This window comes from Streptomyces sp. NPDC005195 (assembly GCF_040608315.1).
Classification (GTDB): Bacteria; Actinomycetota; Actinomycetes; order Streptomycetales; family Streptomycetaceae; genus Streptomyces; species Streptomyces kaempferi.
This window is the reverse complement of record NZ_JBEXHZ010000007.1, coordinates 207,045-232,721: the sequence shown is the minus strand read 5'-3', so window position 1 is coordinate 232,721 and position 25,677 is coordinate 207,045. Positions and strand designations below refer to the sequence as shown.

Annotated in this window: 18 protein-coding genes, 6 tRNA genes and 1 riboswitch; of the genes, 12 read left to right on the top strand and 12 right to left on the bottom strand. The window is 70.0% G+C overall.

Annotated features, from left to right (window positions below; translation table 11 throughout):
* Positions 1-10: 10 nt before the first annotated feature.
* Positions 11-168, bottom strand: a riboswitch (cyclic di-AMP (ydaO/yuaA leader).
* Between the two features lie 191 nt (positions 169-359).
* The 3 genes from ABZV34_RS11635 to ABZV34_RS11625 form a co-directional block, all read right to left on the bottom strand.
* Positions 360-1,616 (bottom strand): PP2C family protein-serine/threonine phosphatase, encoded by a 1,257-nt coding sequence (locus ABZV34_RS11635; RefSeq protein WP_356273652.1) that lies wholly within the window; start codon positions 1,614-1,616, stop codon positions 360-362.
* 203 nt (positions 1,617-1,819) lie between these two features.
* Positions 1,820-1,893 (bottom strand) — tRNA-Met (locus ABZV34_RS11630).
* A 152-nt stretch (positions 1,894-2,045) separates the two neighbouring features.
* Positions 2,046-3,188 carry a dihydrofolate reductase family protein gene (locus tag ABZV34_RS11625; RefSeq protein ID WP_356273650.1) on the bottom strand — a complete coding sequence of 381 codons (1,143 nt, stop codon included), beginning with the start codon at positions 3,186-3,188 and terminating at the stop codon, positions 2,046-2,048.
* A gap of 150 nt (positions 3,189-3,338) precedes the next feature.
* Here ABZV34_RS11625 and ABZV34_RS11620 point away from each other — a divergent pair, with 150 nt between their 5' ends.
* Both ABZV34_RS11620 and ribA read left to right on the top strand, forming a co-directional pair.
* The gene (locus tag ABZV34_RS11620) at positions 3,339-3,842 is read left to right on the top strand and encodes a MarR family transcriptional regulator (RefSeq protein WP_356273648.1); all 504 of its coding nucleotides are present in this window, start codon (positions 3,339-3,341) and stop codon (positions 3,840-3,842) included.
* A 179-nt stretch (positions 3,843-4,021) separates the two neighbouring features.
* A complete protein-coding gene (gene ribA / locus ABZV34_RS11615; protein ID WP_356273646.1) occupies positions 4,022-4,648 on the top strand; it encodes a GTP cyclohydrolase II in 627 nt (208 codons plus the stop codon).
* Between the two features lie 63 nt (positions 4,649-4,711).
* On the opposite strand, the gene ABZV34_RS11610 is transcribed toward ribA, so the two are convergent.
* The 4 genes from ABZV34_RS11610 to ABZV34_RS11595 all read right to left on the bottom strand — a co-directional run bounded on the left by ABZV34_RS11610 (position 4,712) and on the right by ABZV34_RS11595 (position 10,321).
* Positions 4,712-4,784, bottom strand: a tRNA-Lys gene (locus ABZV34_RS11610).
* 131 nt (positions 4,785-4,915) lie between these two features.
* Entirely contained in the window at positions 4,916-6,451 is a 1,536-nt protein-coding gene (locus tag ABZV34_RS11605; RefSeq protein ID WP_356273644.1) for an amino acid permease, read from the bottom strand.
* Between the two features lie 249 nt (positions 6,452-6,700).
* On the bottom strand, positions 6,701-8,980 hold the full coding sequence (locus ABZV34_RS11600) for a DEAD/DEAH box helicase (protein WP_356273642.1): 2,280 nt from the start codon (positions 8,978-8,980) through the stop codon (positions 6,701-6,703).
* A 990-nt stretch (positions 8,981-9,970) separates the two neighbouring features.
* Positions 9,971-10,321, bottom strand: coding sequence for a metallopeptidase family protein (locus tag ABZV34_RS11595; RefSeq protein WP_194280875.1), 351 nt, complete (start codon positions 10,319-10,321; stop codon positions 9,971-9,973).
* 149 nt (positions 10,322-10,470) lie between these two features.
* Here ABZV34_RS11595 and ABZV34_RS11590 point away from each other — a divergent pair, with 149 nt between their 5' ends.
* The 8 genes from ABZV34_RS11590 (at position 10,471) to ABZV34_RS11555 (ending at position 17,758) form a co-directional block, all read left to right on the top strand.
* Positions 10,471-12,006, top strand: coding sequence for a metallophosphoesterase (locus tag ABZV34_RS11590; RefSeq protein WP_356273640.1), 1,536 nt, complete (start codon positions 10,471-10,473; stop codon positions 12,004-12,006).
* Between the two features lie 203 nt (positions 12,007-12,209).
* Positions 12,210-12,282: transfer RNA gene (locus ABZV34_RS11585), tRNA-Glu, on the top strand.
* Between the two features lie 45 nt (positions 12,283-12,327).
* Positions 12,328-12,402: transfer RNA gene (locus ABZV34_RS11580), tRNA-Asp, on the top strand.
* A gap of 24 nt (positions 12,403-12,426) precedes the next feature.
* A tRNA-Phe gene (locus ABZV34_RS11575) sits at positions 12,427-12,503 on the top strand.
* Positions 12,504-12,605: 102 nt separating this feature from the next.
* Complete coding sequence (locus ABZV34_RS11570; RefSeq protein WP_356273638.1) at positions 12,606-12,959, top strand: hypothetical protein; 354 nt, start codon at positions 12,606-12,608, stop codon at positions 12,957-12,959.
* 270 nt (positions 12,960-13,229) lie between these two features.
* The gene (gene hrpA, locus ABZV34_RS11565) at positions 13,230-17,198 is read left to right on the top strand and encodes an ATP-dependent RNA helicase HrpA (protein WP_356273636.1); all 3,969 of its coding nucleotides are present in this window, start codon (positions 13,230-13,232) and stop codon (positions 17,196-17,198) included.
* Positions 17,199-17,291: 93 nt separating this feature from the next.
* Positions 17,292-17,366, top strand: a tRNA-Asp gene (locus tag ABZV34_RS11560).
* A 203-nt stretch (positions 17,367-17,569) separates the two neighbouring features.
* The gene (locus ABZV34_RS11555; RefSeq protein ID WP_356273634.1) at positions 17,570-17,758 is read left to right on the top strand and encodes a DUF6274 family protein; all 189 of its coding nucleotides are present in this window, start codon (positions 17,570-17,572) and stop codon (positions 17,756-17,758) included.
* A 527-nt stretch (positions 17,759-18,285) separates the two neighbouring features.
* Here ABZV34_RS11555 and bldC read toward each other — a convergent pair.
* Together bldC and ABZV34_RS11545 are read right to left on the bottom strand one after the other, a co-directional pair.
* On the bottom strand, positions 18,286-18,492 hold the full coding sequence (gene bldC, locus ABZV34_RS11550; RefSeq protein ID WP_003949541.1) for a developmental transcriptional regulator BldC: 207 nt from the start codon (positions 18,490-18,492) through the stop codon (positions 18,286-18,288).
* A gap of 646 nt (positions 18,493-19,138) precedes the next feature.
* A complete protein-coding gene (locus ABZV34_RS11545; protein ID WP_356273632.1) occupies positions 19,139-19,987 on the bottom strand; it encodes a hypothetical protein in 849 nt (282 codons plus the stop codon).
* Between the two features lie 245 nt (positions 19,988-20,232).
* Between ABZV34_RS11545 and ABZV34_RS11540 the strand changes: the two genes are divergently transcribed.
* Both ABZV34_RS11540 and ABZV34_RS11535 read left to right on the top strand, forming a co-directional pair.
* Complete coding sequence (locus ABZV34_RS11540; RefSeq protein ID WP_356273630.1) at positions 20,233-21,321, top strand: Glu/Leu/Phe/Val dehydrogenase dimerization domain-containing protein; 1,089 nt, start codon at positions 20,233-20,235, stop codon at positions 21,319-21,321.
* Between the two features lie 323 nt (positions 21,322-21,644).
* On the top strand, positions 21,645-21,899 hold the full coding sequence (locus tag ABZV34_RS11535) for a DUF3073 domain-containing protein (RefSeq protein WP_037615441.1): 255 nt from the start codon (positions 21,645-21,647) through the stop codon (positions 21,897-21,899).
* A 204-nt stretch (positions 21,900-22,103) separates the two neighbouring features.
* Here ABZV34_RS11535 and purM read toward each other — a convergent pair whose 3' ends face one another.
* From purM to ABZV34_RS11520, 3 genes are all read right to left on the bottom strand, one after another.
* On the bottom strand, positions 22,104-23,204 hold the full coding sequence (gene purM / locus ABZV34_RS11530; protein WP_356273628.1) for a phosphoribosylformylglycinamidine cyclo-ligase: 1,101 nt from the start codon (positions 23,202-23,204) through the stop codon (positions 22,104-22,106).
* Between the two features lie 43 nt (positions 23,205-23,247).
* A complete protein-coding gene (gene purF, locus ABZV34_RS11525; RefSeq protein ID WP_356273626.1) occupies positions 23,248-24,774 on the bottom strand; it encodes an amidophosphoribosyltransferase in 1,527 nt (508 codons plus the stop codon).
* 61 nt (positions 24,775-24,835) lie between these two features.
* Positions 24,836-25,627 carry an META domain-containing protein gene (locus ABZV34_RS11520; RefSeq protein WP_356273625.1) on the bottom strand — a complete coding sequence of 264 codons (792 nt, stop codon included), beginning with the start codon at positions 25,625-25,627 and terminating at the stop codon, positions 24,836-24,838.
* Positions 25,628-25,677 lie beyond the last annotated feature (50 nt).

Genomic DNA, 25,677 nt, shown 5'->3' with positions numbered 1-25,677 from the left:
TGGGCGCGCTCCTTTCCTTCCTTCTCGCCTACCGGGTTAGCTGACGGGTTCGGAGCAGGAAGGTCTCCTACGCGCGTCAACCCACGGTGTCTCCACCGTGAAAGACGCTCGATTCACCCCAATTTGGTGGTTCCCCGGTTCCCTCGCGGGATTCGGCGCGTGCGCACGGAGCCGTCTCTTGTGACGGCTGGGACTACCGCGCTGCGTTATCGAACGTTAATAGACTCGGGTACCGGATTCCAAGCCGTTCGTGCCGATCATTGCGCACTCTTGGCCAGGACTTACGGGGCATGACCGAGGGAAAGCGGGCGAGTTGACCCGCCCTGCCTCACCCGCCTTTTCTGACCGTGCGTCAGCTGTTACGCGGAGGGATATCGTCCGGCTACCCCCCGTGACAACGATCGAGGAACTCCGTCGCCCTCGAGGGGACGCCGCACGGCGAGCAGCGCCATGTCGTCCGAGAGCGCGCCGCCCGTGTGCCGGCGGGCCCCCTCCGCGAGCGCGGCCAGCAGGGCGTCCGGGTCGCGGAAGGTCTGCCCCGCGAGCCGACCGGCCGGATCGTAGAAGTTCCCGCGGCCGTCCCGCGCCTCGGACAGTCCGTCCGTGTGGAACAGGAGCGTGGAGCCGAGCGGGAAGTCCGCCGTCTCCCCTCGGTCGGGCCAGCGGCCCAGCTCGCCCATGCCGAGCGGCAGCGCGGGGTTCGCGGCGGCGAGCGTGAACAGCGTGCCGTCCGCGTGCAGGAGCAGCGGTGACGGATGGCCGCGGTTGACGATCCGGACCACGTCGCCCCCGTGCGGGATCTCCGCGAGGACGGCCGTGGTGAAACCCTCGAAGGCGTCCAGGCCCTCGCGCCGGGTGCCCTCACGGGCCAGCGCACGTTCCAGCCGCTGCGCGACCGCCTCCAGCGTCGTCTCCTGCTCGGCCGCCTCCCGGAACGCCCCGATGACCACCGCTACGACGGCCACCGCGCCCATGCCCTTGCCGCGTACGTCGCCCACCACCAGCCGTACGCCGTGCGGGGTGTCCTGTACGGCGTACAGGTCGCCGCCGATGAACGCGCCCTCCTGCGCGGCCTCGTACCGTGCCGCGACCGCCAGGCCGCCGATCCGCTCCTCGGGTTCCGGCAGCACGGCGCGCTGAGCCGCCTCGGCGATCTGGCGGACCGAGGCGAGCCGTCGGTCCGAGCGGCGGACGAGGATGTTGATGAGGACGGCGAGGACGGCGACGGTCGCCACCGTGGCGACCTCGGTGATCGAGCCGATCCCCATATGGAAGCCGAACCTGAGGCGGCAGCCCAGCAGCGCGGCCAGCGTCATGGCTCCCGTGAGGAGGGTGCCGCGCAGCGTGAAGATCGGCGCGGCGACGAGCGGGGCGGCGGTGAAGAGCGGGGCCGCGGTGAAGTCGGGCGGGGTCATACAGTCGTAGACCACCGCGACGACGACGAGCAGGACCGGCAGCGCCCGCACCAGGGTCCAGGCGTGCGAAATCCGACGGGCGTCCGGGTCCGGCGGCGATTCGTCCCCCAGCCCCGGATCGGGCACGGGGTCGTCGGGCAGCCGTCCGCCCGACCGGTCGTAGGGCGGTTCGGCCCGCCGCGCACCTCCTCGCTGGCCCACCCATCCAGGTTTCCCGGAGTGGGGGGAGGCGGCCAGCGGTGTGGACCGACCGGGGGACGGCCCACGCTTCCGTACGGGCGGGTCGGAGAAACCAGGGACCGGAAACACCGAGCACCGAGCACACCGAAGGCCGGAAACGTCTCTTGGCCGGAAACACCAAGGGCCGGAACTCGTGAATCCGAGTTCCGGCCCTTGGCCTTGAGTAGCGGGGACAGGATTTGAACCTGCGACCTCTGGGTTATGAGCCCAGCGAGCTACCGAGCTGCTCCACCCCGCGTCGTTGAAACCAGTGTACGTCATGTTCGACCCCCCGAGCACACCCGTTCACGCACGCCCCACGACCAGGTCTCTTCTCCTCCGGATCCCCCGCGATTCCGCCTCGCTCGCGACGGTCCGCGGCCGGGCGCCCGGCCGCCGGAAGCCCCTCCGCTAGGGGGCGCCGAGCAGATGCCGGTTGGGTGCCGTGGCCCGCTCCTCGAACTCCGGGAGCACGACGACGTCCGCCCCCGCGGCCGCCAGCAGCCCGTTGCCGTCCGCGCCCGCCACGAAGGTGTCCGGCTCCCGCCAGGCGGTCACCACCCTGCGCACCCCCGCGTCGAGGATCAGCCGGGCGCAGGGTGCGGGCCGAGAGGCCCGCCGGGCGCACGGCTCCAGACTGCTGTAGACGGTGGCGGACGCCAGTCGCGGATCCCCGGCAGCGATCTTGGCGAGTGCCGCCTCCTCGGCGTGCGCGACGGGGTCGCCCCCCTCCCGCGAGTGCCCGCGGGCCAGCTCGGTGCCGTCCGCGGCCACCACCACCGCGCCCACGCTGAACGCGCTCTCCGACGGCGGGCACAGCGCGGCCAGCTCGCACGCCACCCCCAGCCAGTGCCGGTCCGCGGCGGCGGCGAGCGCACCGGTGCCGGGGGCCGTGGGGACGTAGCGGATGAGGACGACGTCTCCCACCGCCCGTGTCTCCACCAGCCGCATCCGTCCGGGCGGGTAACTCCCGGGCCCGAACAGCCGTGGCGCGTCCGCCTGTCCCACGAAGAGCGGCGCGACGGCGAGCTGGAGTTCGTCCGCCAGGCCCTGCCCCATCAGCTGGGTGTGCACGCGCCCGCCGCCCTCGACCATGAGACGCCGCACCCCCCGTACGTCATGGAGGTGTGCGAGCACGGCGCGCCAGTCCAGCTCGGCCCCCGTCGCCACCACGTCGACGGCCGGACCGCGCAGGGCGTCGGCGGCCCGTACGGCCCCCTCGTCCGTGGTGTAGACGATCTTCTCGCCGCCCGTGTGCCAGAACTGCGCGTCCGGGTCGAGGTCGCCGGACCCGCTGACGGTGACCTTCAAGGGGTAGGCGGGACGGCCCGCGGCGACCCGGGCCGCCCGCCGCTCGGCGGAGTTGACCAGGAGCCGGGGGTTGTCCGAGCGGATCGTGCCCGCGCCGACCAGGATCGCGTCGCTGGACGCCCGCACCTCGTCGACCCGGTCGAAGTCGGCCGGACCCGAGAGCAGCAGCCGTTCGGGGCCGGTGTCGTCCAGGAAGCCGTCGAGGGAGACGGCGGCGGACAACAGGACGTAGGGATGGGGCATGGGACGCTGCCTCCGGCTCCGAGCTCCGCGCTCTGGGCTGCTAGTGACTCAGGTGGGGGTTCGGGTAGGGATTCGGGTAGTGGTCCGAGTAGGGGTTCGAGTGGCGGTTCCGCAGTGGTTCAACTTTTGAACAATACCTAGACTGGCGGCATGACGACCCGCTGGCTCACCCCCGCCGAGCAACGCGCCTGGCGCTCGTACATCGCCGCCGTCTCGCTCCTGGAGGACACGATCGACCGGCAGCTCCAGGCGGAGGCCGGCATGTCCCACCTTTACTACTCCATCCTCGCCATGCTGTCCGAGGCCCCGGAGCGGCGGCTGCGGATGACCGACCTCGCCGAGGTCCTGAAGATCACCCGCAGCCGGCTGACGTACGGCGTCACCCGGCTGGCGAACGACGGCCTGGTGCGCCGGGAGGGCTGCCCCACGGACCGGCGCGGTCATGTCGCGGTTCTCACCGACGAGGGTATGGCCGTCCTGGAGCGGGCGGCGCCCGGCCATGTGGAGCAGGTACGCGCGGCACTCTTCGACCGCCTGACCCCGGAACAGGTGGGGCAGTTGGAGGAGATCTGCGCGAGCGTCACCCGCGGCATCCAGGGGGAAGGTCCCGGGGTCCAGGGGGAAGATCTGCCCTGGCGGCGACGTTCCTCCTGAGGGCGCACGGACGGGCTGGACGGGGCGGACGGGTGAGCCGCGGTCGGCTCACCTCCCCCGAAAGTGTTGCTTGAACTTTTAAGCATCCTGTACGGTCACTTCCCGAGGTTGTGCTTCAAATATGAAACACAACCGCCCGGGAAACCACTGCCACCGACCCGCTGGACCGGAGAGACAACATGCGCGACTTCCCCACCGCCACGGTGCGCACCCGCGTCGCCGTGCCCCTGCGCTTCGGCGACGGCTACTCGGTCGACGCGGAGCTGGTCACCTTCCACGGTCTGGCGGACGGCCGGGAACACCTCGCCGTCGTGCTCGGCGAGCCGGGCGCGAACCCGCTGGTGCGCCTGCACTCCGAGTGCCTGACGGGCGACGTCTTCGGCTCGGCCCGTTGCGACTGCGGCCCCCAGCTGCGCGAGGCGGTGGAGCGGATCGCGGAACGGGGCGGCGTGCTCCTGTACCTGCGCCAGGAGGGCCGCGGCATCGGCCTCTACAACAAGCTCGACGCGTACGCCCTCCAGGACCAGGGCCTCGACACCTACGCCGCCAACGCCGCCCTCGGCCTGCCCGAGGACGACCGCGACTACACGGCGGCCGCCCAGATGCTCCGGGCCCTCGGCGTCGGCTCCCTGGACCTGCTCTCCAACAACCCCGACAAGGCCGAGCAACTCCGCGACCTCGGCATCGAGGTCTCCCACCGGGTGCCGACGGGCGTCTTCACCACGGCCCACAACGTGCGCTACCTCCGCGCCAAGGTCCTCCAGACCCAGCACACGCTCCCGCTGCCTGAGCTCACGGCGCGCTGAGCCCGGCTGCCCCCCAACACACCGAAGCCCCGGGCCGGATGCATCCGGCCCGGGGCTTGTCGGTAGACCCTGTGGGACTCGAACCCACAACCAATGGATTAAAAGTCCACTGCTCTGCCAATTGAGCTAAGGGTCCACGCACCGGCCCGCAGACATCCCGCGCCGACGCATCCCCGAGCATAGCCGGACGAGGCCGGGACTCCGATCGGGTATCGGTCTCCGGCCGCGCCGGAGGCGCGCACGGCCGGGGACCAACCGCGCACAAGGCTACGGATCGACCGGTTCGGGCGCACCCTTGCGCGCCGCCGCACGCGCCCGGGTGCGGGCGTGGTCGGGGTTGAGGAACCAGTGGCGGGCCGAGGCCGTCCACCAGGCCGCGGCGGAACCCAGGACCACGAGGACGGCGACCGGGGCGTAGTTGAACGTCTCCCAGGTGACCGGGGAGACCTGCGGCAGCATGAACAGGACGGTGATGACGGTCACCCAGACGACCGACACGACGCCGATGGCGCGCGACCAGCGGCCCAGATGCCACGGCCCCCGTTCGAACGCCTCCCCCTTGCGCAGCCGCAGCAGCGTCGGAATGACGTACGCGATGTAGAGCCCGATCACGGCGATCGACGTCACGGCCGCGTACGCGGTCCCGTTGATGAGGTAGGGAAGCCCCAGCACCAACGCCCCCAGCGCCGCCAGCCACACCGCCGCGACCGGTGTGCGCGTGCGCGGACTCACGGTGTGCCACACCCGGGAGAACGGCAGTGCCCCGTCGCGCGAAAAGGCGTAGATCATGCGGCTGTTGGCGGTCACGGACGCCATCCCGCAAAACAGCTGCGCGCCGATCACGACCAGCAGCAGGAGCTTGCCCGCCGTGGCCCCGAGCGCGTCGAGCAGGATCTGCGCCGGCGGCGCGCCGGTCGCCGAGCCCAGCTCCTTGTCGTACGACTGGATGGCGAAGGTGAAGCCGAGCAGGAGGACGAAACCGGCGATCCACGACGTCCAGATGGACCGCACGATGCCCTTGGGGCCTGCCGTCGACGCGTCGTGCGTCTCCTCCGTCATATGGGCGGAGGCGTCGTAGCCGGTGAACGTGTACTGCGCCATCAGCAGGCCGATGAGGACGACGTACACACCGCTGCCCCAGCCGGTGTTGTTCACGAAGTGGGTGAAGACGAAGGACGCGGACTGGTGGTGGTCCGGTACGAGGGCGAGAGCGCCCACGATCACCGCTACGCCCAGGACGTGCCACCACACGCTGATGTCGTTGAGGAGGGCGACGATCCGGACCCCGAAGGTGTTGAGCAGCCCGTGCAGGACGAGGATGCCGGCGAAGAGCAGGATCGTCCGGCCCGGCGTGACCTCGAAATCGAACTGCAGGTTCAGGTAGGCGCCCAGGAAGTACGCCGCGCCGAAGTCGATGCCCGCGGTCACCGCGATCTGTCCGAGGACGTTGAACCACCCCGTGAACCAGGCCCAGGCCGCCGCCGACCGTTCGGGGGCCAGCCGGTGGGCCCAGAAGTACAGGCCCGCGGAGGTCGGATAGGCGGAACAGATCTCGGCCATCGACAGTCCGACGAACAGCGTCATCAGTCCGACCGCGACCCATCCCCAGATGATCACGGCGGGGCCGCCGGTGTTCATGCCGAACAGGTACAGCGTCAGACAGCCCGAGAGCACCGAGATGATCGTGAACGAGACCGCGTAGTTGGAGAACGCCGACATGCGGCGGGCCAGAACCTGCGTATAGCCGAGCTGGGCAAGCCGTTCTTCGTCCGACAGCCCACTCGCCTTGGCGTCATCTGTCATGCCCCCAGCGATTCCCTTGCCGAGGGCATGACATGCGCCACAACGGTGAGCAAATTGGCCAGAAAAGGCCCCTGTAGCCCTGCCGGCCGCCCGCGATCTTCACCCGCGAGCCGGACGAGCCGGTCCCCGTCCCGGCGTCGCGGCAGACATTCCCCGAGGTGTGGCGCTCGCCCCTCCCTCGCGGACAGCGACGTGGCCCCCACCCAGAACTCGGGTGGGGGCCACGTCACTTGGCTGTGTCAGCGGCGATCAGCCGTTGCGCTTCCAGCGCGGCTTCTCGTCGCGGCGAAAGGAACCACCGCCGGTGCCGGTGCCGGGGCCGGTGCCCGTGCCCGTGCCCGTGCCACGGTGGTCGTCGCGGCGGCCGTACGGACGGTCGTGGCTGCCGGCGCGGAAGCCGCCGCCCGAGGGGCGGTCGCCCTGACGGTCGCGGTTGAAGGGACGGTCGCTGCCTCGGTGGCCGCCACGGTCGTCACGACGCTCGAAGGAACGGCCGGTGGTGCCACGGTCGTTGTCGCGGCGGAAGCCACCACGGTCACCGTCACGGTTGTCGTCACGGCGGAACCCACCACGGTCGTTGTCACGACGCTCGGGAGTACGGCCGCCGCGGTCGTCGCGGTTGAAGCCGCCACCACGGTTGTCGTCACGACGGAACCCACCACGGTTGTCGTCACGACGCTCGGGAGTACGGCCGCCGCGGTCGTCGCGGTTGAAGCCGCCACCACGGTTGTCGTCACGACGCTCGAAGGAGCGGCCGCCACGGTCGTCCCGGCGGTCGTTGTCGCGGCGGAACCCACCACGGTCGCCGTCACGGCGGTCGTCACGACGGGGGCCGCGGTCGTCGCGGTTGAAGCCGCCACCACGGTTGTCGTCACGACGCTCGAAGGAGCGGCCGCCACGGTCGTTGTCACGACGCTCGTAGTTGCCCCGCTCGTCACGGCGCGGACGCGACTGCTCGTAGGACGAACGCTCCGCGGGCTGCTCGGCCACGGCGGCCGGCACCTCGGCGGGAGCCTCGGCCGCGGCCTGCTCGATCACGGCCTCCGCGGCCGCGGTCTCCGGGTCCTCGCCCCGCTCACGCGCGGCACGGGCGACCAGACGGTCGGCCTCACCGCGCAGTTCGGCGGCGCGACGCTGCGCGCGCTCCAGCTCCTTGGTGAGCTGCGTGACCTCGCGCTCGGCCTGCTGGGCGGCGTCGCCCGCGGACTGCGCCTGGACCTCGGTCATCGACCGGGCGCCGGTGATCTCGGCGACCTCGGGCTCGAAGGCCGTACCGGAGTTGATGATGTGACGCGCGGCGTCGACGCCCGCGTCCTCCATCAGCCGGAAGATCTGACGGCGCTGGTGCGGCAGCGACAGCGACACGACGGTGCCGGAGCGGCCGGCGCGGGCCGTACGGCCGGAACGGTGCAGGTAGTCCTTGTGGTCACCGGCCGGGTCCACGTTCAGGACCAGGTCGATGCCGTCGACGTGGATACCGCGGGCGGCGACGTCGGTAGCGACGAGCGCGTTGACGTAGCCGTCCTTGAAGTCGGCCAGCGTCCGGGTCCGCGCGCCCTGCGTCATACCGCCGTGCAGCGCGTCGGCCTTCACACCGGCGTCGCGCAGCTGCTCGGCGATACGGTCGGCGCCCAGCTGGGTGCGGACGAAGATGATCGTGCGGCCCTTGCGGGAGGCGATCGCGGCGGTGACCGGCGCCTTGTCCTTGGGCTTCACGATGAGGATGTGGTGCGACATGGTCGTGACGTTGCCCTGGGCGCTGTCGACCTCGTGCGTGACCGGGTTGGTCAGGTAACGCTTGACCAGCGTGGAGATCTCGTTCTCCATCGTGGCGGAGAACAGCATGCGCTGGCCGCCGGCCGGGATCTGGTCGAGCAGCTCGGTGACCTCGGGCAGGAAGCCCAGGTCCGACATCTGGTCGGCCTCGTCGAGGACGGCGATCTGGGTGTTCTCCAGCGAGCAGGCGCCGCGGTTGATGATGTCGCGCAGGCGGCCCGGGGTGGCGACGAGGACGTCGACGCCGCGCTCCAGGGCGTAGATCTGGTTGCCCATCGACGTACCGCCGCAGACGACCTTCATCTTCAGGCCGAGGACGTCGCCGTAGGGCTGCAGGGCGTCGGCGACCTGCATGGCCAGCTCACGGGTCGGGGTGAGGATGACGGCGCGGGGCTTCTTCTTCTCGGTGTGACCGCCGGCGAGCTGCGTCAGGGTCGGCAGACCGAAGGAGAGGGTCTTGCCGGAGCCGGTGCGGCCGCGGCCCAGGATGTCCTTGCCGGCCAGGGCGTCCGGGATGGTCGCGGACTGGATCGGGAACGGGCTGGTCACACCGTTCTGAGCGAGCTTGCGGACGACGCCCTCGGGAAGACCGAGGGAGGCGAAGGTGATCTCGGGGGTGGCATCGGCGGACTCGGTGGCCTCGACGGCCTCCGCGGTCTCGACGGAGGCCACGACAGCAGCCTCGACGCCCTCGATGTTGTCGCCCTCGTTGTTCTCGGGCACGACGACGTGATCAGTACTGGAAACAGACATGCGAAATGCGAACCTTCCGGAGTTCTTCGGCACGCGCCCAAACTCCGTGAAGTCGCAATCGACCGCCTCTATGCGGTCCGGCCACGGCAAGGGAGAGTACGCGCCACGCGGCGCTCTCTGCGTTGGCGCCGGGCAAATGGGATCAAACGATCTACTACCATACGCACCCCTCACCCCTGAAGGCAAACTGACCTCAAAAAGCCAGGTCAGGCGCGTACGGGAAGAAGAACACACCCGCCCCCGAACCTATTCCCCGCCCTCTTCCCCTCTTCCGCTGAGCACTCCTCTCCTCCCCTTCTCCCTCCGCGCCCTCATCCGCATCACCACCGGCTACGCCGGACCGGCTCCCCCGCGCGCGGCGCCGGCACCCGGTTCAGCAGCTGACCGGCCTGTTCGTGGGCCGACGACGACGGCTCCGCCGTACTCGGCTCGGGGGACGGCGACGAGGGCGGCGGGGGAGGAGGGGGCGGCGGTGTCGGATCGGACGTCGCACGGGTGGGACTCGGCACACCGCCGGACGGGCCGGGCCGGGTCGGCCGCCCCTTCCCGTCGCCACTGCCGCTCGCCCCGCCGGACGGCTTCGCCGCACCCGACGCCGAGGCCGACGCGGACGCCGCGCCGGACCGCGACTCACCGGGCCGGCCCGGGACACCCCCCTTCGTCCCCACCCCTCCGTGGAACCAGCCGCCGCCCCCGCCTCCCGCGGATCCCCCGCCCGGTGCCCCGCCTCCGCGGTGCCCCGCCGAGTGCGCGGGCTCGGGGCGGCCCGCGTCGTCACCGACGCTCATACAGCCGGCGGCGGCCGCTACGACGATGACCGTGGCGGCCAGACGGACGGGTACGTACAAGGGGCGCACGGGCAGCCACCTCCGGTTGGGGTCTCCCCTGCTCGGTCGCTGCCTGGAGCCCGGGGAAGTTCGGGGAGTCCCCCTGCCCAACTCCCGCCGCCCGCAAGAGGACACGCGGCAAGGCGCGCGCCCGCCCGACGACTCACCCGTATCCGAGCGCGTGCAACCGTTCGTCGTCGATCCCGAAGTGGTGGGCGATCTCGTGCACCACGGTCACCTCGGTCTCCGCGATCACGTCCTCCCGGGTCGCGCACATCCGCAGCGTCGGCCCCCGGTAGATCGTGATCCGGTCCGGCAGCACCCCCGCGTACCACTCACCGCGATCGGTCAGCGGAGTCCCCTCGTAGAGCCCGAGCAGCCCCGGGTCGGACGGGTCGGGCTCGTCCTCGACGAACACCGCCACGTTGTCCATCAGCCGTGTCAGCTCCGGAGGAATCCGGTCCAGCGACTCGGCGACCAGTTCCTCGAACTCCTCGCGCGTCATCTCCAGCACACGGCCCATTGTCCGGCACGACCGCCCTGTACGAGAGTCGGCGACGGCCCCGCACGGGACGCGGAGGGCACCGGTCCCTCCCCGGCCGGGAGGACCGCCCGCCCGCGCCTCACCGCATACCCGCCCGCACCCCTGGGCATACGGGACCAATGGCCCGCGTCCCCGCTGCCGTAACCGTCCCCGCGACCGCCCTGGCCCGCCGCTGCCGCACCCTCGGCAACCGCGTCAGCCGCGTCCGCCGCACCCCTCGCGTCCGCCCCCTGGCCCAGGAACTCGTCCAGCAACCTTCCCCGTACACCAGGGCGCTCGGCCTGATGGCCGTCGTACTGCTCGGCGCCTGGCTGGGCCTGCTGATCGTGGGCAACGTGCGCGCCCCGGTCGGCCCGATGAACACCACGATGACCCTGCGCCCGTCGATGACCGGCGGCACGAAGATAAACGTCTCCCCGCTGGGCGCCCTCGTACTCGACAGCCATGTCGCCCCCGTCCGGCTCGACGTCAACGTCGACCAGCTCGACCCGGTCCGCGCACAGGCCCTCGTCGACCACCCGGAGCGCCTCTCGGGCCTCCAGGACGAGGTCGCGCACGACGTCGAGCACGGCACCCTCGACCTGGCCGTACGGTCCTGCGTCGCGGTCGTCTCCGGGGCCACGGCACTCGGCCTGGCGGTCTACCGGCGGCCACGCCGCGCCCTGGCCGCCGGCGGTCTGGCCCTCACGCTCCTCGCCGCCTCCGGCGCGACGGCCTTCGCCACCTGGAACCCGGACTCGGTACTGGAACCGAAGTTCTCGGGCCTGCTCTCCTCCGCGCCCTCCCTGGTCGGCAACGCCCGCAGCATCGTCAGCGAATTCGACGTCTACCAGAAGGAACTGGCCCGCCTGGTGACGAACGTGACGAAGCTGTACGACGTCACCTCCACGCTCCCGGCCTACGAACCGGACCCCAGCACGATCCGGGTCCTGCACGTCTCCGACATCCACCTCAACCCGGCGAGCTGGAAGATCATCGCGTCGCTGGTGAAGCAGTACGACATCAGCGTGATCGTCGACTCCGGCGACACCATGGACCACGGCACGGCGGCCGAGAACGGCTTCCTGGACCCGATCGCGGACCTCGGCGCGCCGTACGTCTGGGTCAGGGGCAACCACGACAGCGCTCTCACCCAGCGCTGTCTGGAACACATGAAGAACGCGCACGTCCTGGACGACGGCCGCGCGCTCACGGTCGCGGGCCTGCGTTTCGCGGGCATCGGCGACCCGCAGTTCACCCCCGACCGCTCGACCGCGCCCGGCGGCGGCGCGGCGGAGGACCTCGCCGGCGCCCGCCTCGCCTCGTCACTGCGCGACCAGCGCGCCGCGGGCACCCCCGTCGACATCGCCATCGCCCACGAGCCCTCGGCGGCCCGGCTGACGGACGGCGAGGTGCCCCTGGTCCTGGCCGGTCACCTGCACCACGAACAGACCGAGGTCATGAAGTACGGAACCCGTCTGCGCGTCGAGGGCTCGACGGGCGGCAGCGGCCTGCGCGCGGTCGAGGACGCCTACCCGGACCCCATCGAGACCTCGATCCTCTACATCGACCGGGACACCCGGCGCCTCCAGGCCTGGGACGAGATCAAACTGGGCGGCCTCGGGCTCACCACGGCCGAGGTCAGCCGCCACCTCCCCCGGGAGAACCGGCCCTGAGACCCCTCGTATCTGGTTTGGTCCGCGTCCGGGCCACGTAGTACAGTCTGTTCGTGCCCAAGGGCGCCGGTCAGGTCTAAACCGTCCCGAGCTTCTGTCGAAGCGGAGGAGAAGCGGAACCCCTCGGGGGGAAGCGAAGTCACATGCTTCTCACGTCCCCTCTGGGAACGCGAAGACGAAGCAGAGCGGTATTGGCTGTTCTCGCCCTCATCGTCTAGCGGCCTAGGACGCCGCCCTTTCAAGGCGGTAGCACGGGTTCGAATCCCGTTGGGGGTACGCAACACCGTGTGCGACACTGTTCACGCGTCGCACACAAAGCTTGGTCCTGTGGAGCAGTTTGGAGTGCTCGCCACCCTGTCAAGGTGGAGGCCGCGGGTTCAAATCCCGTCAGGACCGCTGAGGTTTCCCAGGAAACCTCGTGGCTGGGTAGCTCAGTTGGTACGAGCGATCGCCTGAAAAGCGATAGGTCGCCGGTTCGACCCCGGCCCCAGCCACCACATGAAGGGCCCCGTCCATCGGACGGGGCCCTTCATCGTATGGTTCACCCCTGAACTTGGCATGCACCGTGCAGGACACGGTGTCCTGGGGATAGGGAACCCATGGTGTTACTCAAGGGCGAGCCGAAGCCGCAGACCGCGGCCAGACGGCAGGCGCCGGTGCGCGAACTCGACCTGGAGCGGTATCGCGCCCGCTACGGACTCCAGGCAGTCCTCCTGAGCAATCTGGCGATCGCCGGCGTGGCGATCTTCGGAGTCTGGCGCCTCGGCGGCGACAAGTCCGTGATCATCGGCGTCCTCACCGCGGCCTTCACCGCCGTCAGCAGCATGACCACGGCGTACCTGGGCATCAAGGCCGTCTCCAACACCGCCCAGGCGATGGCCCAGTCGGACCCTTCCCGCCGGGACCCGAACCCTCCGACGCCACCCCCCGCGACACCCCCCAGAAATCCATAACCACCCCCAGCCACAAGGGAACTCCCGGCACCCGCACCCCACACCCGGCCCCCACCATCCCCAGGCACCTCCACGCACCCGCAGGGGCCGTGCCACGGAAGGAGCCGTGCCGGTGTGTCGCAGGCCGTCGCCCACGTTCGGATCGAGCAAGAGTTCGCATGCCCGGCCCACGTCCGATCCGGTGGCGACGGCCTCGACACACCGGCACGGCCCCGACCCACCCAAAACCGTTCGCCAGGAATTTGGGCGAGGTGAGATCCTGGACCGCGTATGTCTACGCACCCTGCCCCCGCCCTCGGCGATCTCGCCCCCCGCCTGGCCGAGCTGTCCCTGCGCGACGCGCACCGGCTCGGTCGCAGGCTCGAGGGCGCGCGCCGGATCCGCAAGCCCGAGGCCCGGACCGCCGTGCTCGCCGAGATCGAGGCGGAGGTCACCACGGCCGAGGCCCGCATGGCCGAGCGCCGCGCCCGCGTGCCCGCCGTCACGTACCCCGAGCAGCTCCCGGTCAGCCAGAAGAAATCGGACATCGCCGACGCCATACGCGACCACCAGGTCGTGATCGTCGCCGGTGAGACCGGCTCCGGCAAGACCACCCAGATCCCCAAGATCTGCCTCGAACTCGGCCGCGGCGTCCGCGGCATGATCGGCCACACGCAGCCCCGCCGCATCGCCGCCCGTACGGTGGCCGAACGCGTCGCGGAAGAGCTGGACACCCCGCTGGGCGAGGCCGTCGGCTGGAAGGTCCGCTTCACCGACCAGGTCAACCCGGACGGCACCTTCCTCAAGCTCATGACGGACGGCATCCTGCTCGCCGAGATCCAGACCGACCGCGAGCTGCGCGCCTACGACACGATCATCATCGACGAGGCCCACGAGCGGTCCCTGAACATCGACTTCCTGCTGGGCTACCTCGCCCAGCTGCTCCCCAAGCGCCCGGACCTCAAGGTCGTCATCACCTCCGCGACCATCGACCCCGAACGCTTCTCCCGGCACTTCGGCGACGCCCCGATCGTCGAGGTCAGCGGCCGCACCTACCCCGTGGAGGTCCGCTACCGCCCGCTCCTGGAGGAGGAGGGCGACGACGCGGACCGCGACCAGATCACCGCGATCACCGACGCCGTGGAGGAGCTGCAGGCCGAGGGCAAGGGCGACATCCTCGTCTTCCTCTCCGGCGAGCGCGAGATCCGCGACACGGCGGACGCGCTCACGAAGAAGAACTACCGCTTCACCGAGGTCCTCCCTCTCTACGCCCGCCTCTCGCACGCCGAGCAGCACCGCGTCTTCCAGGCCCACACCGGTCGCAGGATCGTGCTGGCGACGAACGTCGCGGAGACCTCGCTCACCGTGCCGGGCATCAAGTTCGTCATCGACCCGGGCACCGCCCGCATCTCCCGCTACAGCCACCGCACCAAGGTCCAGCGTCTCCCGATCGAACCCGTCTCGCAGGCCAGCGCCAACCAGCGCAAGGGCCGCTGCGGCCGTACGTCCGACGGCATCTGCATCCGTCTGTACTCCGAGGACGACTTCGTCTCCCGCCCGGAGTTCACGGACGCGGAGATCCTCCGTACGAACCTGGCGAGCGTCATCCTCCAGATGACCGCGGCCGGCCTCGGCGACATCGAGAAGTTCCCCTTCATCGACCCGCCGGACCACCGCAACATCCGCGACGGCGTCCAGCTCCTCCAGGAGCTGAACGCGCTGGACCCGACGGAGAAGGACGTACGCAAGCGGCTCACGGACACCGGCCGCAAGCTCGCCCAGCTCCCCGTCGACCCCCGGCTGGCCCGGATGGTGCTGGAGGCCGACAAGAACGGCTGCGCGCGTGAGGTGATGGTCATCGCCGCGGCGCTGTCCATCCAGGACCCGCGCGAGCGCCCCTCCGACAAGCAGACGCAGGCCGACCAGCAGCACGCCCGCTTCAGGGACGAGACCAGCGACTTCCTCGCGTTCCTGAACCTGTGGCGGTACGTCCGCGAGCAGCAGAAGGAGCGGGGCTCCTCCGCCTTCCGCCGCATGTGCAAGCAGGAGTTCCTGAACTTCCTGCGCATCCGCGAGTGGCAGGACATCTACAGCCAGCTGCGCACGGTGGCCAAGCAGATGGGCATCCACCCGAGCGAGGACGACGCGCCCGCCCAGAGCGTCCATGTCTCGCTCCTGGCCGGCCTGCTCTCCCACGTCGGCATGAAGGACGTGAAGGAGACCGGCGGCGAGAGCGGGCGCGGCACCGGCAAGAACGAGTACCTGGGCGCCCGCAGCGCCAAGTTCGCGATCTTCCCCGGTTCGGCGCTCTTCAAGAAGCCCCCGCGCTTCGTGATGTCGGCGGAGCTGGTGGAGACCTCCCGCCTCTGGGCGCGGGTCAACGCGAAGATCGAGCCCGAGTGGGTCGAACCGCTGGCCGGACACCTCCTCAAGCGGACGTACAGCGAACCGCACTGGGAGAAGGACCAGGCGGCCGTGATGGCGTACGAGAAGGTGACGCTCTACGGCGTGCCGATCGTCGCCCAGCGGAAGGTCAACTACGGGCGGATCGACCCCGAGACGTCCCGCGAACTCTTCCTCCGCAACGCCCTCGTGGAGGGCGACTGGCGCACGCACCACAAGTTCTTCGCCGACAACCGCCGGCTGCTGACCGAGGTGGAGGAGCTGGAGCACCGCGCCCGGCGCCGGGACATCCTGGTCGACGACGAGACGCTCTTCGACTTCTACGACCAGCGGGTGCCGGAACACGTCGTGTCCGGGGCGCACTTCGACTCCTGGTGGAAGCACAAGCGCCACGACGAGCCCGAGCTGCTCGACTTCGAGCGTTCGATGCTCATCAACGAGAAGGCGGGGGCCGTCACCAAGGACGACTACCCCGACTCGTGGCGTCAGGGGCGTCTCACGTTCCGCGTGACGTACCAGTTCGAGCCGGGCGCGGACGCGGACGGTGTGACGGTCCACATCCCGCTGCACGTCCTGAACCAGGTGACGGACGAGGGCTTCGACTGGCAGATCCCGGGTCTGCGGGAGGACGTCGTGACGGAACTGATCCGCTCCCTCCCCAAGCCCATCCGCCGCCACTACGTGCCGGCCCCGAACGTCGCGCGAGCCTTCCTCGACCGTGCGGTCCCCCTCCAGGAGCCGCTGACGACGACGATGGCCCGCGAGCTGAAGCGGATGGTCGGTGTCACGCTCACCGCCGACGACTTCGACTGGTCCCGGGTCCCCGACCACCTGAAGATCACTTTCCGGATCGTCGACGAGCGGCGCCGCAACCTCGCCGAGGACAAGGACCTCCAGGCGCTGCGGCTCCAGCTGAAGCCGAAGGCCCGCCAGGCGATCTCGCAGGCCGCGGCGGCGACGGCGGAGCGCGAGGGCGGCGAGTCCCTGGAGCGCACGGGCCTCACGGACTGGACGATCGGCTCGCTGGCGCGCGTCTTCGAGACGCGCCGGGCGGGTCAGCCGGTCAAGGCCTACCCGGCCCTGGTGGACGACGGCGACACGGTCTCCGTACGCCTCTTCGACACCGAGGCCGAGCAGGCGCAGGCCATGTGGAGGGGCACCCGGCGGCTGATCCTGCGGAACATCCCGGTGAACCCGGGCAAGTTCGCCTCGGACAAGCTGACGAACGCCCAGAAGCTCGCCCTGTCCGCCAATCCGCACGGCACCGTGCAGGCCCTCTTCGACGACTGCGCGACGGCGGCGGCGGACAAGCTGATCGGCGACTTCGGGGGCCCGGCGTGGGACGAGGAGTCGTACCGCAAGCTGTACGACCGGGTGCGCGCCGAGATCGTCGACACGACGGTGCGTACGGTCGGACAGGTGCAGCAGGTGCTGGCCGCCTGGCAGGCCTGTGAGCGCCGCCTGAAGGACGCCAGGAGCCCCGTGCTGCTGGCGAACCTCACGGACGTACGCAACCAGCTCGACGCCCTCGTGAAGCCCGGCTTCGTGACGGCGACCGGTCTGCGGCGGCTGGCCGACCTCATGCGCTACCTGGTGGCCGCGGACCGCCGGCTGCAGCAGATGCCGACCAGCGTCCAACGGGACACCACCCGGATGGCGAAGGTCCACGAGATGCAGGACGAGTACGCCTGGCTCCTGGAGCAGATGCCGCAGGGCCGTCCGGTACCGCAGCAGGTCCTGGACATCCGCTGGATGCTCGAGGAGCTCCGGGTCAGCTATTTCGCCCACGCGCTCGGTACGGCGTACCCCGTCTCCGACAAGCGCATCGTGAAGGCGATCGACGCCGTGGCACCGTAACGACGCCCGTACGGTGGGTGAGTTCGACCCTGAGCTCACCCTCCTGTACAGTCTGTTCTCGCAGCACAGCGCACGAAAGTGACTGCGAAATCTGGTCCTGTGGAGCAGCTTGGAGTGCTCGCCACCCTGTCAAGGTGGAGGCCGCGGGTTCAAATCCCGTCAGGACCGCAGTAGATACGAGAGCCCGGGTCTTCGGACCCGGGCTCTCGTGCGTCCGACATCCTCACGCGCCCGGCACGGGACGCGTACCCGGCACTCCCGCCCTCTCGCGCGTCCCGCTCCGCCCCCGCCCCCGGGCTCCCGCGTCTTGACGACGCCACATTCCCCGGGTACCCCAGAAACCAGAGCTCTCGACCCTCTGGAGGTGGCCCATGGCGGCATCGGCCCGGCACGAGACGCGTGCCCTGCTCCGCGCCCACCTGGCGGCCGCTTCCGGGTACCGCCATCTGACGCGGCACTGCCCGATCTGCCACCAACTCCTGAGGCTGGCCATGGAACCCGCTCCGCACGGCGAGGAGGACGAGACGGCGGCCGAGGACGAGAGTCCTTCCAAGGCGTGAGCCGGCGCGCCGGGAATACACCTCGCTCCGAACTCCTTTAGCGCAGGGGGGTCGTGAGCGACAAGGACTCTGGCATGTGACGGGTGTCACCGCATAAGTTTTCAGAACAGCGAAACTTACACCCCACCTACAACTAGTCAATTTAATATGTGCCATTGCACCACCTGTCGAGGACTCCCACAGGAGATCCGACAGCCCTCCCCAGACTCCCACAAGGCCGCTCACAGACCCTCCGCGCCGCCCACTCCCGCGACCGCCCGGCGCACGGGCGAAGCGTCAAAGGGGCGCGCCCGAGGCCTCGGTGGAGCGCGGGCGGAGCGGCGTCAGGGCTCCGCAGGGCCCGGCAGGGCACAAAAAAATCGCGCTGGACCCGGCGGAGTCCAGCGCGATCGACGACGCACCCTTGTCATAAGTGGAACTGGGTCGGGCGTGAGCCCTGTTGGGGCAGGACCCGCATCGCTTGAAGCTGTGGTTCAGACGTTCCGGCGGGTTGGGGGAGCTGCCGGATTGTCCGTTTATGTAGTTGTTCAGGCCTCGCTGCGCTGCTGCGGGATGCCCGCGAGCAGTGCACGGACCTCCGCTTCGCGGTAGCGGCGGTGCCCGCCGAGCGTGCGGATGGACGTGAGCTTGCCGGCCTTCGCCCACCGTGTGACCGTCTTGGGGTCGACGCGGAACATGGTGGCGACCTCAGCGGGGGTCAGCAGCGGCTCGGCATCAGGGGTGCGAGCGGTCATGAGCGGCCTCCTCGGGAGAACCGAACCTTCTCGGTTCTTTCCTCTAAATTCTGCACCTTGACCCGCGTTGCCCGAAATGGCGGACGCGAGTCGAGTCGGTTATAGGACGAACGGCTTGTCCTCGGCACTACAACTACACCATCCGTCCAGCCGCGTCGGCCAAACCGATGGAATTGCCCTCCCAGGTGTTCATCAGCGACGGAAGCCGATGGACCATGCCATAGCGGACAGTCACGACACTGTGACGATCAGTCACAGGACGATCAGGAGTCACCAGACCCCCCATAGCGTGCAATGCGGAGATTCCACCCAAACACGGGTAGAAGGAGCCCTCCCCGGACTCCTTGTCCTATTTTGGCACGGGGAGGGGTAAGCGACGCAAGAGCCAGGTAAGTGCCATCCGTCACGCTTGACGCACCGTTGACGCAAAAGACCGGATCGGGACCTACGTCCCGTAGTCGTGACCTACGTCCTACAGTGGCACCTCTTCGGCGTGCGAGGACCATACGTCAGTTCGGTTGCTGTCGCCTGAGATACGCGTCACATGTCCCGGACCTGACCACGGGACGCACCCGCCCCGCCCGCCCTCGCCCATCCCCCGTGACACGCCCGTCCCACGTGAACCACCCGCTCCACCCGGCGGACCTCAGTTCGAGGACTGCCGGTCCCTGACCGAGCGCCAGCGCTCCACGAGCCGCCCGTACGCCTCGCCCGCCGCGGCCCCGTCCCCGTCGCGCAGCGCCTCGATGCCCTCGGCGACGTCCGCCGCCGAGTGATCGTCCTCGAGGTGCCCGGCCGGCAGGGCGTGCACCAGCCCGCCGTAGTCCAGCTCGACCAGCGAGCGCGGGTGGAACTCCTCCAGCCAGCGCCCCACGTCCACCAGGCCGTCGATGAGCGGCCCTTCGTCGAGGGTGTCCCGGAGCGTCTTCAGCGCCCGCGCGGTCCGCCGGCGCGCCTGCACCATCGGCGTCCGGTACCGCAGCACCGGCGCCGCTCCGTCGCCGCCCGCCCCCTTCTCGTACTCCCGCTCCTCGTCGGAGACGAGCACGAACCAGTTCAGCGGCACCTGCCAGGTCGAGCTGCGGATCCAGGGGCGGGCGTCGGGGTTGCGGGCCAGCCAGCGCTCGTAGTCCAGGGCGGCCTGGCGGCGGACGAGCGGGGGCAGCACCGCGTCCAGGACCGGCACCGGCAGTTCCTCGCCCAGTTCGCCCAGCGCCTGCCAGCCCCGCAGCCGGGTGCGCCAGGGGCAGACGCAGAGCACCCCGTCGACGTCCAGCACGAACGCGTCGGCGCTCTCCTGCACCGGCACGGGGATCGGCGGCGTCGGAAGCAAATCGGCCAGGGAGCGGCGCAGTTCGTCCTGGTACGACGGACGCTCCGCGCGCCGGGCGTAGCGCGCCCAGTGGCCGCGCTCCGGCTCCGCGAAGGCGGCCAGCGGTTCGTAGACGCGCAGATACGACGCGTACGGGACGACCACCGAGGACACCTTGGGCACCTCTGCTCCCTCCCCATCGGGCCGAACACGAAACCCGGACGGGAACGTGTTCAGCCGGCACACGAGCGACCGGGAAAACACTGCAAATCGTCCCACGGCCGTGCGGAAACGTACTCCGGGAGAAGGTGATCCTGAACACTGCGCGGATGGTGACCGGGCGCAGGCTCTACCCTCGTGCCCACGGGAGCCCGCCATCCGCACGGGCACCGTCGTCAACCGCCGCTACTTACCTGGGAGTCACCACAGTGACCGACGTAACCGACGGCGTCCTGCACACCCTGTTCCACTCGGACCAGGGGGGTCATGAGCAAGTCGTGCTGTGCCAGGACCGGGCCAGCGGCCTCAAGGCCGTCATCGCCATCCACTCCACCGCTCTGGGCCCCGCCCTCGGCGGGACGCGTTTCTACCCGTACGCGAGCGAGGAGGAGGCCGTCGCCGACGCGCTGAACCTCTCGCGCGGGATGTCGTACAAGAACGCCATGGCCGGTCTCGACCACGGTGGCGGCAAGGCCGTCATCATCGGCGACCCCGAGCAGATCAAGAGCGAGGAGCTGCTGCTGGCCTACGGCCGGTTCGTGGCCTCGCTCGGCGGCCGTTACGTCACGGCCTGCGACGTCGGCACCTACGTCGCCGACATGGACGTCGTGGCCCGGGAGTCCCGCTGGACGACCGGCCGTTCGCCGGAGAACGGCGGCGCGGGCGACTCGTCGGTCCTGACCGCCTACGGGGTCTTCCAGGGCATGCGGGCGAGCGCCCAGCACCTGTGGGGCGACCCGACGCTGCGGGGGCGCAGGGTGGGCGTCGCGGGCGTCGGCAAGGTGGGCCACCACCTCGTGGACCATCTGCGCCAGGACGGCGCCGAGGTCGTCATCACCGACGTGCGGGCGGACTCCGTGCGGCGGATCCTGGACAAGCACCCGGCCGGGGTCACCGCCGTCGCCGACACCGAGGCGCTGATCCGTGTGGAGGGGCTGGACATCTACGCCCCCTGCGCGCTCGGCGGGGCACTGAACGACGCCTCCGTGCCGGTCCTCACGGCGAGGATCGTGTGCGGCGCCGCCAACAACCAGCTCGCGCACCCGGGCGTCGAGAAGGACCTCGCCGACCGCGGGATCCTGTACGCGCCCGACTACGTCGTGAACGCGGGCGGGGTCATCCAGGTCGCCGACGAGCTCCACGGTTTCGACTTCGACCGGTGCAGGGCGAAGGCCTCGAAGATCTTCGACACCACGCTGGCCATATTCGCACGTGCGAAGGAGGACGGGATTCCGCCGGCCGCCGCGGCCGACCGGATCGCCGAGCAGCGGATGGCGGAGGCGCGTCGCCGCGGCTGACGGAAGCGGCCATTCGGAACCCCTCGTTCCGGCTCGTTTCATGCTTGTCAGGGACCCGCCGAAGGAAGACTTGGAGAGAACTCTCACTCCTGTCGGCGGGTCGTAGGCCAAGAAGAGGTTAAAATCGCGGTTGACCAGCGGGGACAGGGCACCTCGCGGGTTCTGGGCGTAGGCGCGTCCTGCGGGCGACGTACCGTATGGGCGCGGGCTCAGGTACCGTGGAACCCCTACGGACCGGTCTCTCCACGGAGAGCCCGTTCCAGATCATGAACGCGTGTCAAGACTCTGGGGCCACCGAGCCCCGTATCCGAGGGGGTCGAGCCATGGGGCGCGGCCGGGCAAAGGCCAAGCAGACGAAGGTCGCCCGCCAGCTGAAGTACAGCAGCGGCGGGACTGACCTCTCGCGCCTGGCCAATGAGCTGGGCGCTTCGACTTCGAGCCAGCCGCCGAATGGCGAGCCGTTCGAGGACGACGACGAGGAAGACGACCCGTACGCCCAGTACGCGGATCTCTACAACGACGACGATGAGGACGAGGACGACCAATCCGGTCCCCAGTCCCAACGTCGCGGCGCTTGACGCAACAGCGTCCCTCGCGGTTTCCGCGATCTTTCGTAGCAGATTCCTGTTGGCGGACTTCTGCCGACAGATCTTCGCCGGCGGTTCTCCGTCGGCGGGTTCTGTCGGCAGAATTCTCATGACAACCAGAATTCTCAGGACAACCGCACTCCACCCGGTCCGGGGCGTCAGCGCCGGACCGGGTTCTGTGCTGCCCCGGGGCCATCAGCTCGCGTAGTCGCCGATCAGGGCCGCGCCCGTGGTGTGCTCGCCGCGCTCGGTGATCTCACCGGCGATCCAGGCGTCCACACCGCGGTCCCCGAGGGTGGCGAGCGCCGCGTCCGCCGATTCCTCCGGGACGATCGCGATCATGCCCACGCCCATGTTCAGCGTCTTCTCCAGCTCCAGCCGCTCGACCTGACCGGTCCGGCCGACCAGGTCGAAGACCGGGGCCGGGGTCCAGGTCTCGCGGTCGACGATCGCGTGCAAACCGTCCGGGACGACCCGGGCGAGGTTCGCCGCGAGCCCGCCGCCGGTGATGTGACTGAAGGCGTGCACCTCGGTGGTCCGGGTGAGCGCCAGACAGTCCAGCGAGTAGATCTTGGTGGGCTCCAGCAGCTCCTCGCCGAGCGTACGGCCGAACTCCTCGACGTGCTGGTCGAGGCTGAGGTTCGCCCGCTCGAAGAGGACGTGCCGGACGAGGGAGTACCCGTTCGAGTGAAGCCCGGAGGCCGCCATGGCGATCACCGCGTCACCCGTGCGGATACGATCCGCCCCGAGCAGCCGGTCCGCCTCGACGACGCCCGTGCCGGCGCCCGCGACGTCGAAGTCGTCCGGACCCAGCAGACCCGGGTGTTCGGCCGTCTCGCCGCCCACCAGGGCGCAGCCCGCGAGGACACAGCCCTCGGCGATGCCCTTCACGATGGCCGCGACACGCTCGGGGTGGACCTTGCCGACACAGATGTAGTCGGTCATGAAGAGCGGCTCGGCGCCGCACACCACGATGTCGTCCATGACCATCGCGACCAGGTCGTGACCGATGGAGTCGTACACGCCGAGCTGCCGGGCCAGGTCGACCTTGGTGCCCACGCCGTCCGTGGCGGAGGCGAGCAGCGGACGCTCGTACCGCTTGAGGGCGGAGGCGTCGAAGAGACCGGCGAAGCCGCCGATGCCGCCGAGAACCTCGGGGCGCCGCGTCTTCTTCACCCACTCCTTCATCAGCTCCACGGCGCGGTCGCCCGCTTCGATGTCGACGCCGGCGGCCGCGTAGGAAGCGCCGGAAGGGCTGCCCGTCGCCGGAGGTGACTGATCAGAGACAGAAGACATTGCCTGGGATCTTTCGGGTTGGTGAAACGGGGCTCTGCGGCACTTACGGGCGACGGATGGCGTCAGCCGCGGCCGTGGCTGCGGGACCCGCGGCCAGCTCGGTCTCCAGAAGCTGCTTGCCGAGCAGTTCGGGGTCGGGAAGCTCCATCGGGTACTCGCCGTCGAAGCAGGCCCGGCACAGGTTCGGCTTGTCGATGGTGGTGGCCTCGATCATGCCGTCGAGAGAGATGTACGAGAGGGAGTCGGCGCCGAGGGAGGTGCCGATCTCCTCGACGGTCATGCCGTTGGCGATCAGCTCGGCGCGGGTCGCGAAGTCGATGCCGAAGAAGCAGGGCCACTTCACGGGCGGCGAGGAGATCCGGATGTGGACCTCGGCCGCGCCGGCCTCGCGGAGCATGCGCACCAGCGCGCGCTGGGTGTTGCCGCGGACGATCGAGTCGTCGACGACGACCAGCCGCTTCCCCTTGATGACTTCCTTCAGGGGATTCAGTTTCAGGCGGATGCCCAGCTGCCGGATGGTCTGCGAGGGCTGGATGAAGGTCCGGCCGACGTACGCGTTCTTGACCAGCCCGGCGCCGAACGGGATTCCGCTGGCCTCCGCGTAACCGATCGCGGCGGGCGTCCCGGACTCCGGAGTCGCTATCACCAGATCAGCCTCCACAGGGGCTTCCTTGGCGAGCTTGCGGCCCATCTCGACACGGGACAGATACACGTTCCGGCCGGCGATGTCCGTGTCGGGCCGGGCCAGGTACACGTACTCGAAGATGCAGCCCTTGGGCTTCGCTTCTGCGAATCGCGAGGTGCGCAGGCCGTTCTCGTCGATGGCGACGAACTCGCCCGGCTCGATCTCGCGGACGTACGCGGCACCGCAGATGTCGAGGGCGGCGGACTCGGAGGCGACCACCCAGCCGCGCTCCAGCCGGCCGAGGACCAGCGGGCGGATGCCCTGCGGGTCGCGGGCCGCGTACAGGGTGTGCTCGTTCATGAAGACGAGGCTGAAGGCGCCCTTGACCTGCGGGAGGACCTTCGCGGAGGCCTCTTCCACGGTCAGCGGCTTGCCGTCGTCGTCGACCTGGGCCGCGAGGAGCGCGGTGAGCAGGTCGGTGTCGTTGGTGGCGGCCACCCGGGTGGTGCGGCCGTTCTGCTTGGGGAGGTCGGCGACCATCTCGGCGAGCTGCGCCGTGTTGACCAGGTTGCCGTTGTGGCCGAGCGCGATGGAGCCGTGCGCGGTGGCACGGAACGTCGGCTGGGCGTTCTCCCAGACGGAGGCGCCGGTGGTCGAGTAGCGGGCGTGACCGACCGCGATATGACCCTGGAGCGAACCGAGCGAGGTCTCGTCGAAGACCTGGGACACGAGGCCCATGTCCTTGAAGACGAGGATCTGGGAGCCGTTGCTGACCGCGATACCCGCGGATTCCTGGCCTCGATGCTGGAGGGCGTAGAGCCCGAAGTAAGTGAGCTTGGCGACCTCTTCACCCGGGGCCCAGACTCCGAAGACGCCGCAAGCGTCCTGGGGGCCTTTCTCGCCGGGGAGCAGATCATGATTGAGTCGACCGTCACCACGTGGCACGGTTCCGAGTGTAGGCGAGATCGACCACTGGTCCGAATTGGGGATACGGGGCCGCGGCGGCTCACTTGTCGGCGGACGCCGTCACGTGCGTGCCGTTTGTGCTGGTCAGAGCGATACTGCGGTGATCCAGCACGTAGTCGACCGTGCTGTCGAAGAGGCCCAGCAGAGCGCGCTCGGTGTCCATGAGTGAGGCGTCGCACACCATCCGGGTGGTCCTGGGGGCGCCGAGGGTGATATGTCCGTCGCGGACGGTGGCTCGCGCGGAGACGCTGTTGCAGCCGAGACGGCCGGAAAGTGCCCCCCGGCGCTGGTCCAGGACGAAGTACGCCGCGGCTCCCGCGGGCACGGGCCGGGCCACGTCGCCGACGCCGACGGACGTGATGGTCCACTTGGTGCCACGGAGCGGGATGTCCGCCTCCCTGGAGAGGCCGATCCGGTCGCCGTCGCGGGTGGTGAGGGTGAGTTTGTCGCCCTTGACCGCGGTGGTGAACGTGTCCTGGCCGAACACGCGGACCATGCTCCTCTCGAAGGCCATCGGGGTCTTCCCGCAGGCCATCTCGGTCATCCGGACGTCGCCGAAGTCGACGTGGTCGTCCTCGAGGGTGGCTCTCGAACCGAAGCCGTTGCAGCCGAGGTTCCCGCTGACGCGGCCGTCCCGGTCGATCCGCAGGTAGGCGCCGCCTGGCGAGCGGGTGGTCCTCCCGTCGACGGTGAGGCTGTCGACGTTCCAGTGGACGCCGGTGACGCCGGTGGCGTGCGCCGCGGTGACGGACGACGAGCCCGTCCCGGTGCCGCAGGCCACGGCGAGCGGAAGCAGGGTCAGCACGCTGAGGGTCAGTCGCTGCTTGTCCATGGCGATGGGACGGGACGGGTGGGGTGGTCGGTTCCCTCCGGCCGGGAGGG

Coding starts and splice junctions, on each gene's coding strand:
- ABZV34_RS11625 (WP_356273650.1), bottom strand. CDS start 3,188: ATGCCCCATCCCTACGTCCTGTTGTCCGCCGCCGTCTCCCTCGACGGC.
- ABZV34_RS11555 (WP_356273634.1), top strand. CDS start 17,570: ATGGCGGCATCGGCCCGGCACGAGACGCGTGCCCTGCTCCGCGCCCAC.
- hrpA (WP_356273636.1), top strand. CDS start 13,230: ATGTCTACGCACCCTGCCCCCGCCCTCGGCGATCTCGCCCCCCGCCTG.
- ABZV34_RS11535 (WP_037615441.1), top strand. CDS start 21,645: ATGGGGCGCGGCCGGGCAAAGGCCAAGCAGACGAAGGTCGCCCGCCAG.
- ABZV34_RS11605 (WP_356273644.1), bottom strand. CDS start 6,451: ATGACAGATGACGCCAAGGCGAGTGGGCTGTCGGACGAAGAACGGCTT.
- ribA (WP_356273646.1), top strand. CDS start 4,022: ATGCGCGACTTCCCCACCGCCACGGTGCGCACCCGCGTCGCCGTGCCC.
- bldC (WP_003949541.1), bottom strand. CDS start 18,492: ATGACCGCTCGCACCCCTGATGCCGAGCCGCTGCTGACCCCCGCTGAG.
- ABZV34_RS11620 (WP_356273648.1), top strand. CDS start 3,339: ATGACGACCCGCTGGCTCACCCCCGCCGAGCAACGCGCCTGGCGCTCG.
- ABZV34_RS11520 (WP_356273625.1), bottom strand. CDS start 25,627: ATGGACAAGCAGCGACTGACCCTCAGCGTGCTGACCCTGCTTCCGCTC.
- ABZV34_RS11600 (WP_356273642.1), bottom strand. CDS start 8,980: ATGTCTGTTTCCAGTACTGATCACGTCGTCGTGCCCGAGAACAACGAG.
- ABZV34_RS11590 (WP_356273640.1), top strand. CDS start 10,471: ATGGCCCGCGTCCCCGCTGCCGTAACCGTCCCCGCGACCGCCCTGGCC.
- purM (WP_356273628.1), bottom strand. CDS start 23,204: ATGTCTTCTGTCTCTGATCAGTCACCTCCGGCGACGGGCAGCCCTTCC.
- ABZV34_RS11570 (WP_356273638.1), top strand. CDS start 12,606: ATGGTGTTACTCAAGGGCGAGCCGAAGCCGCAGACCGCGGCCAGACGG.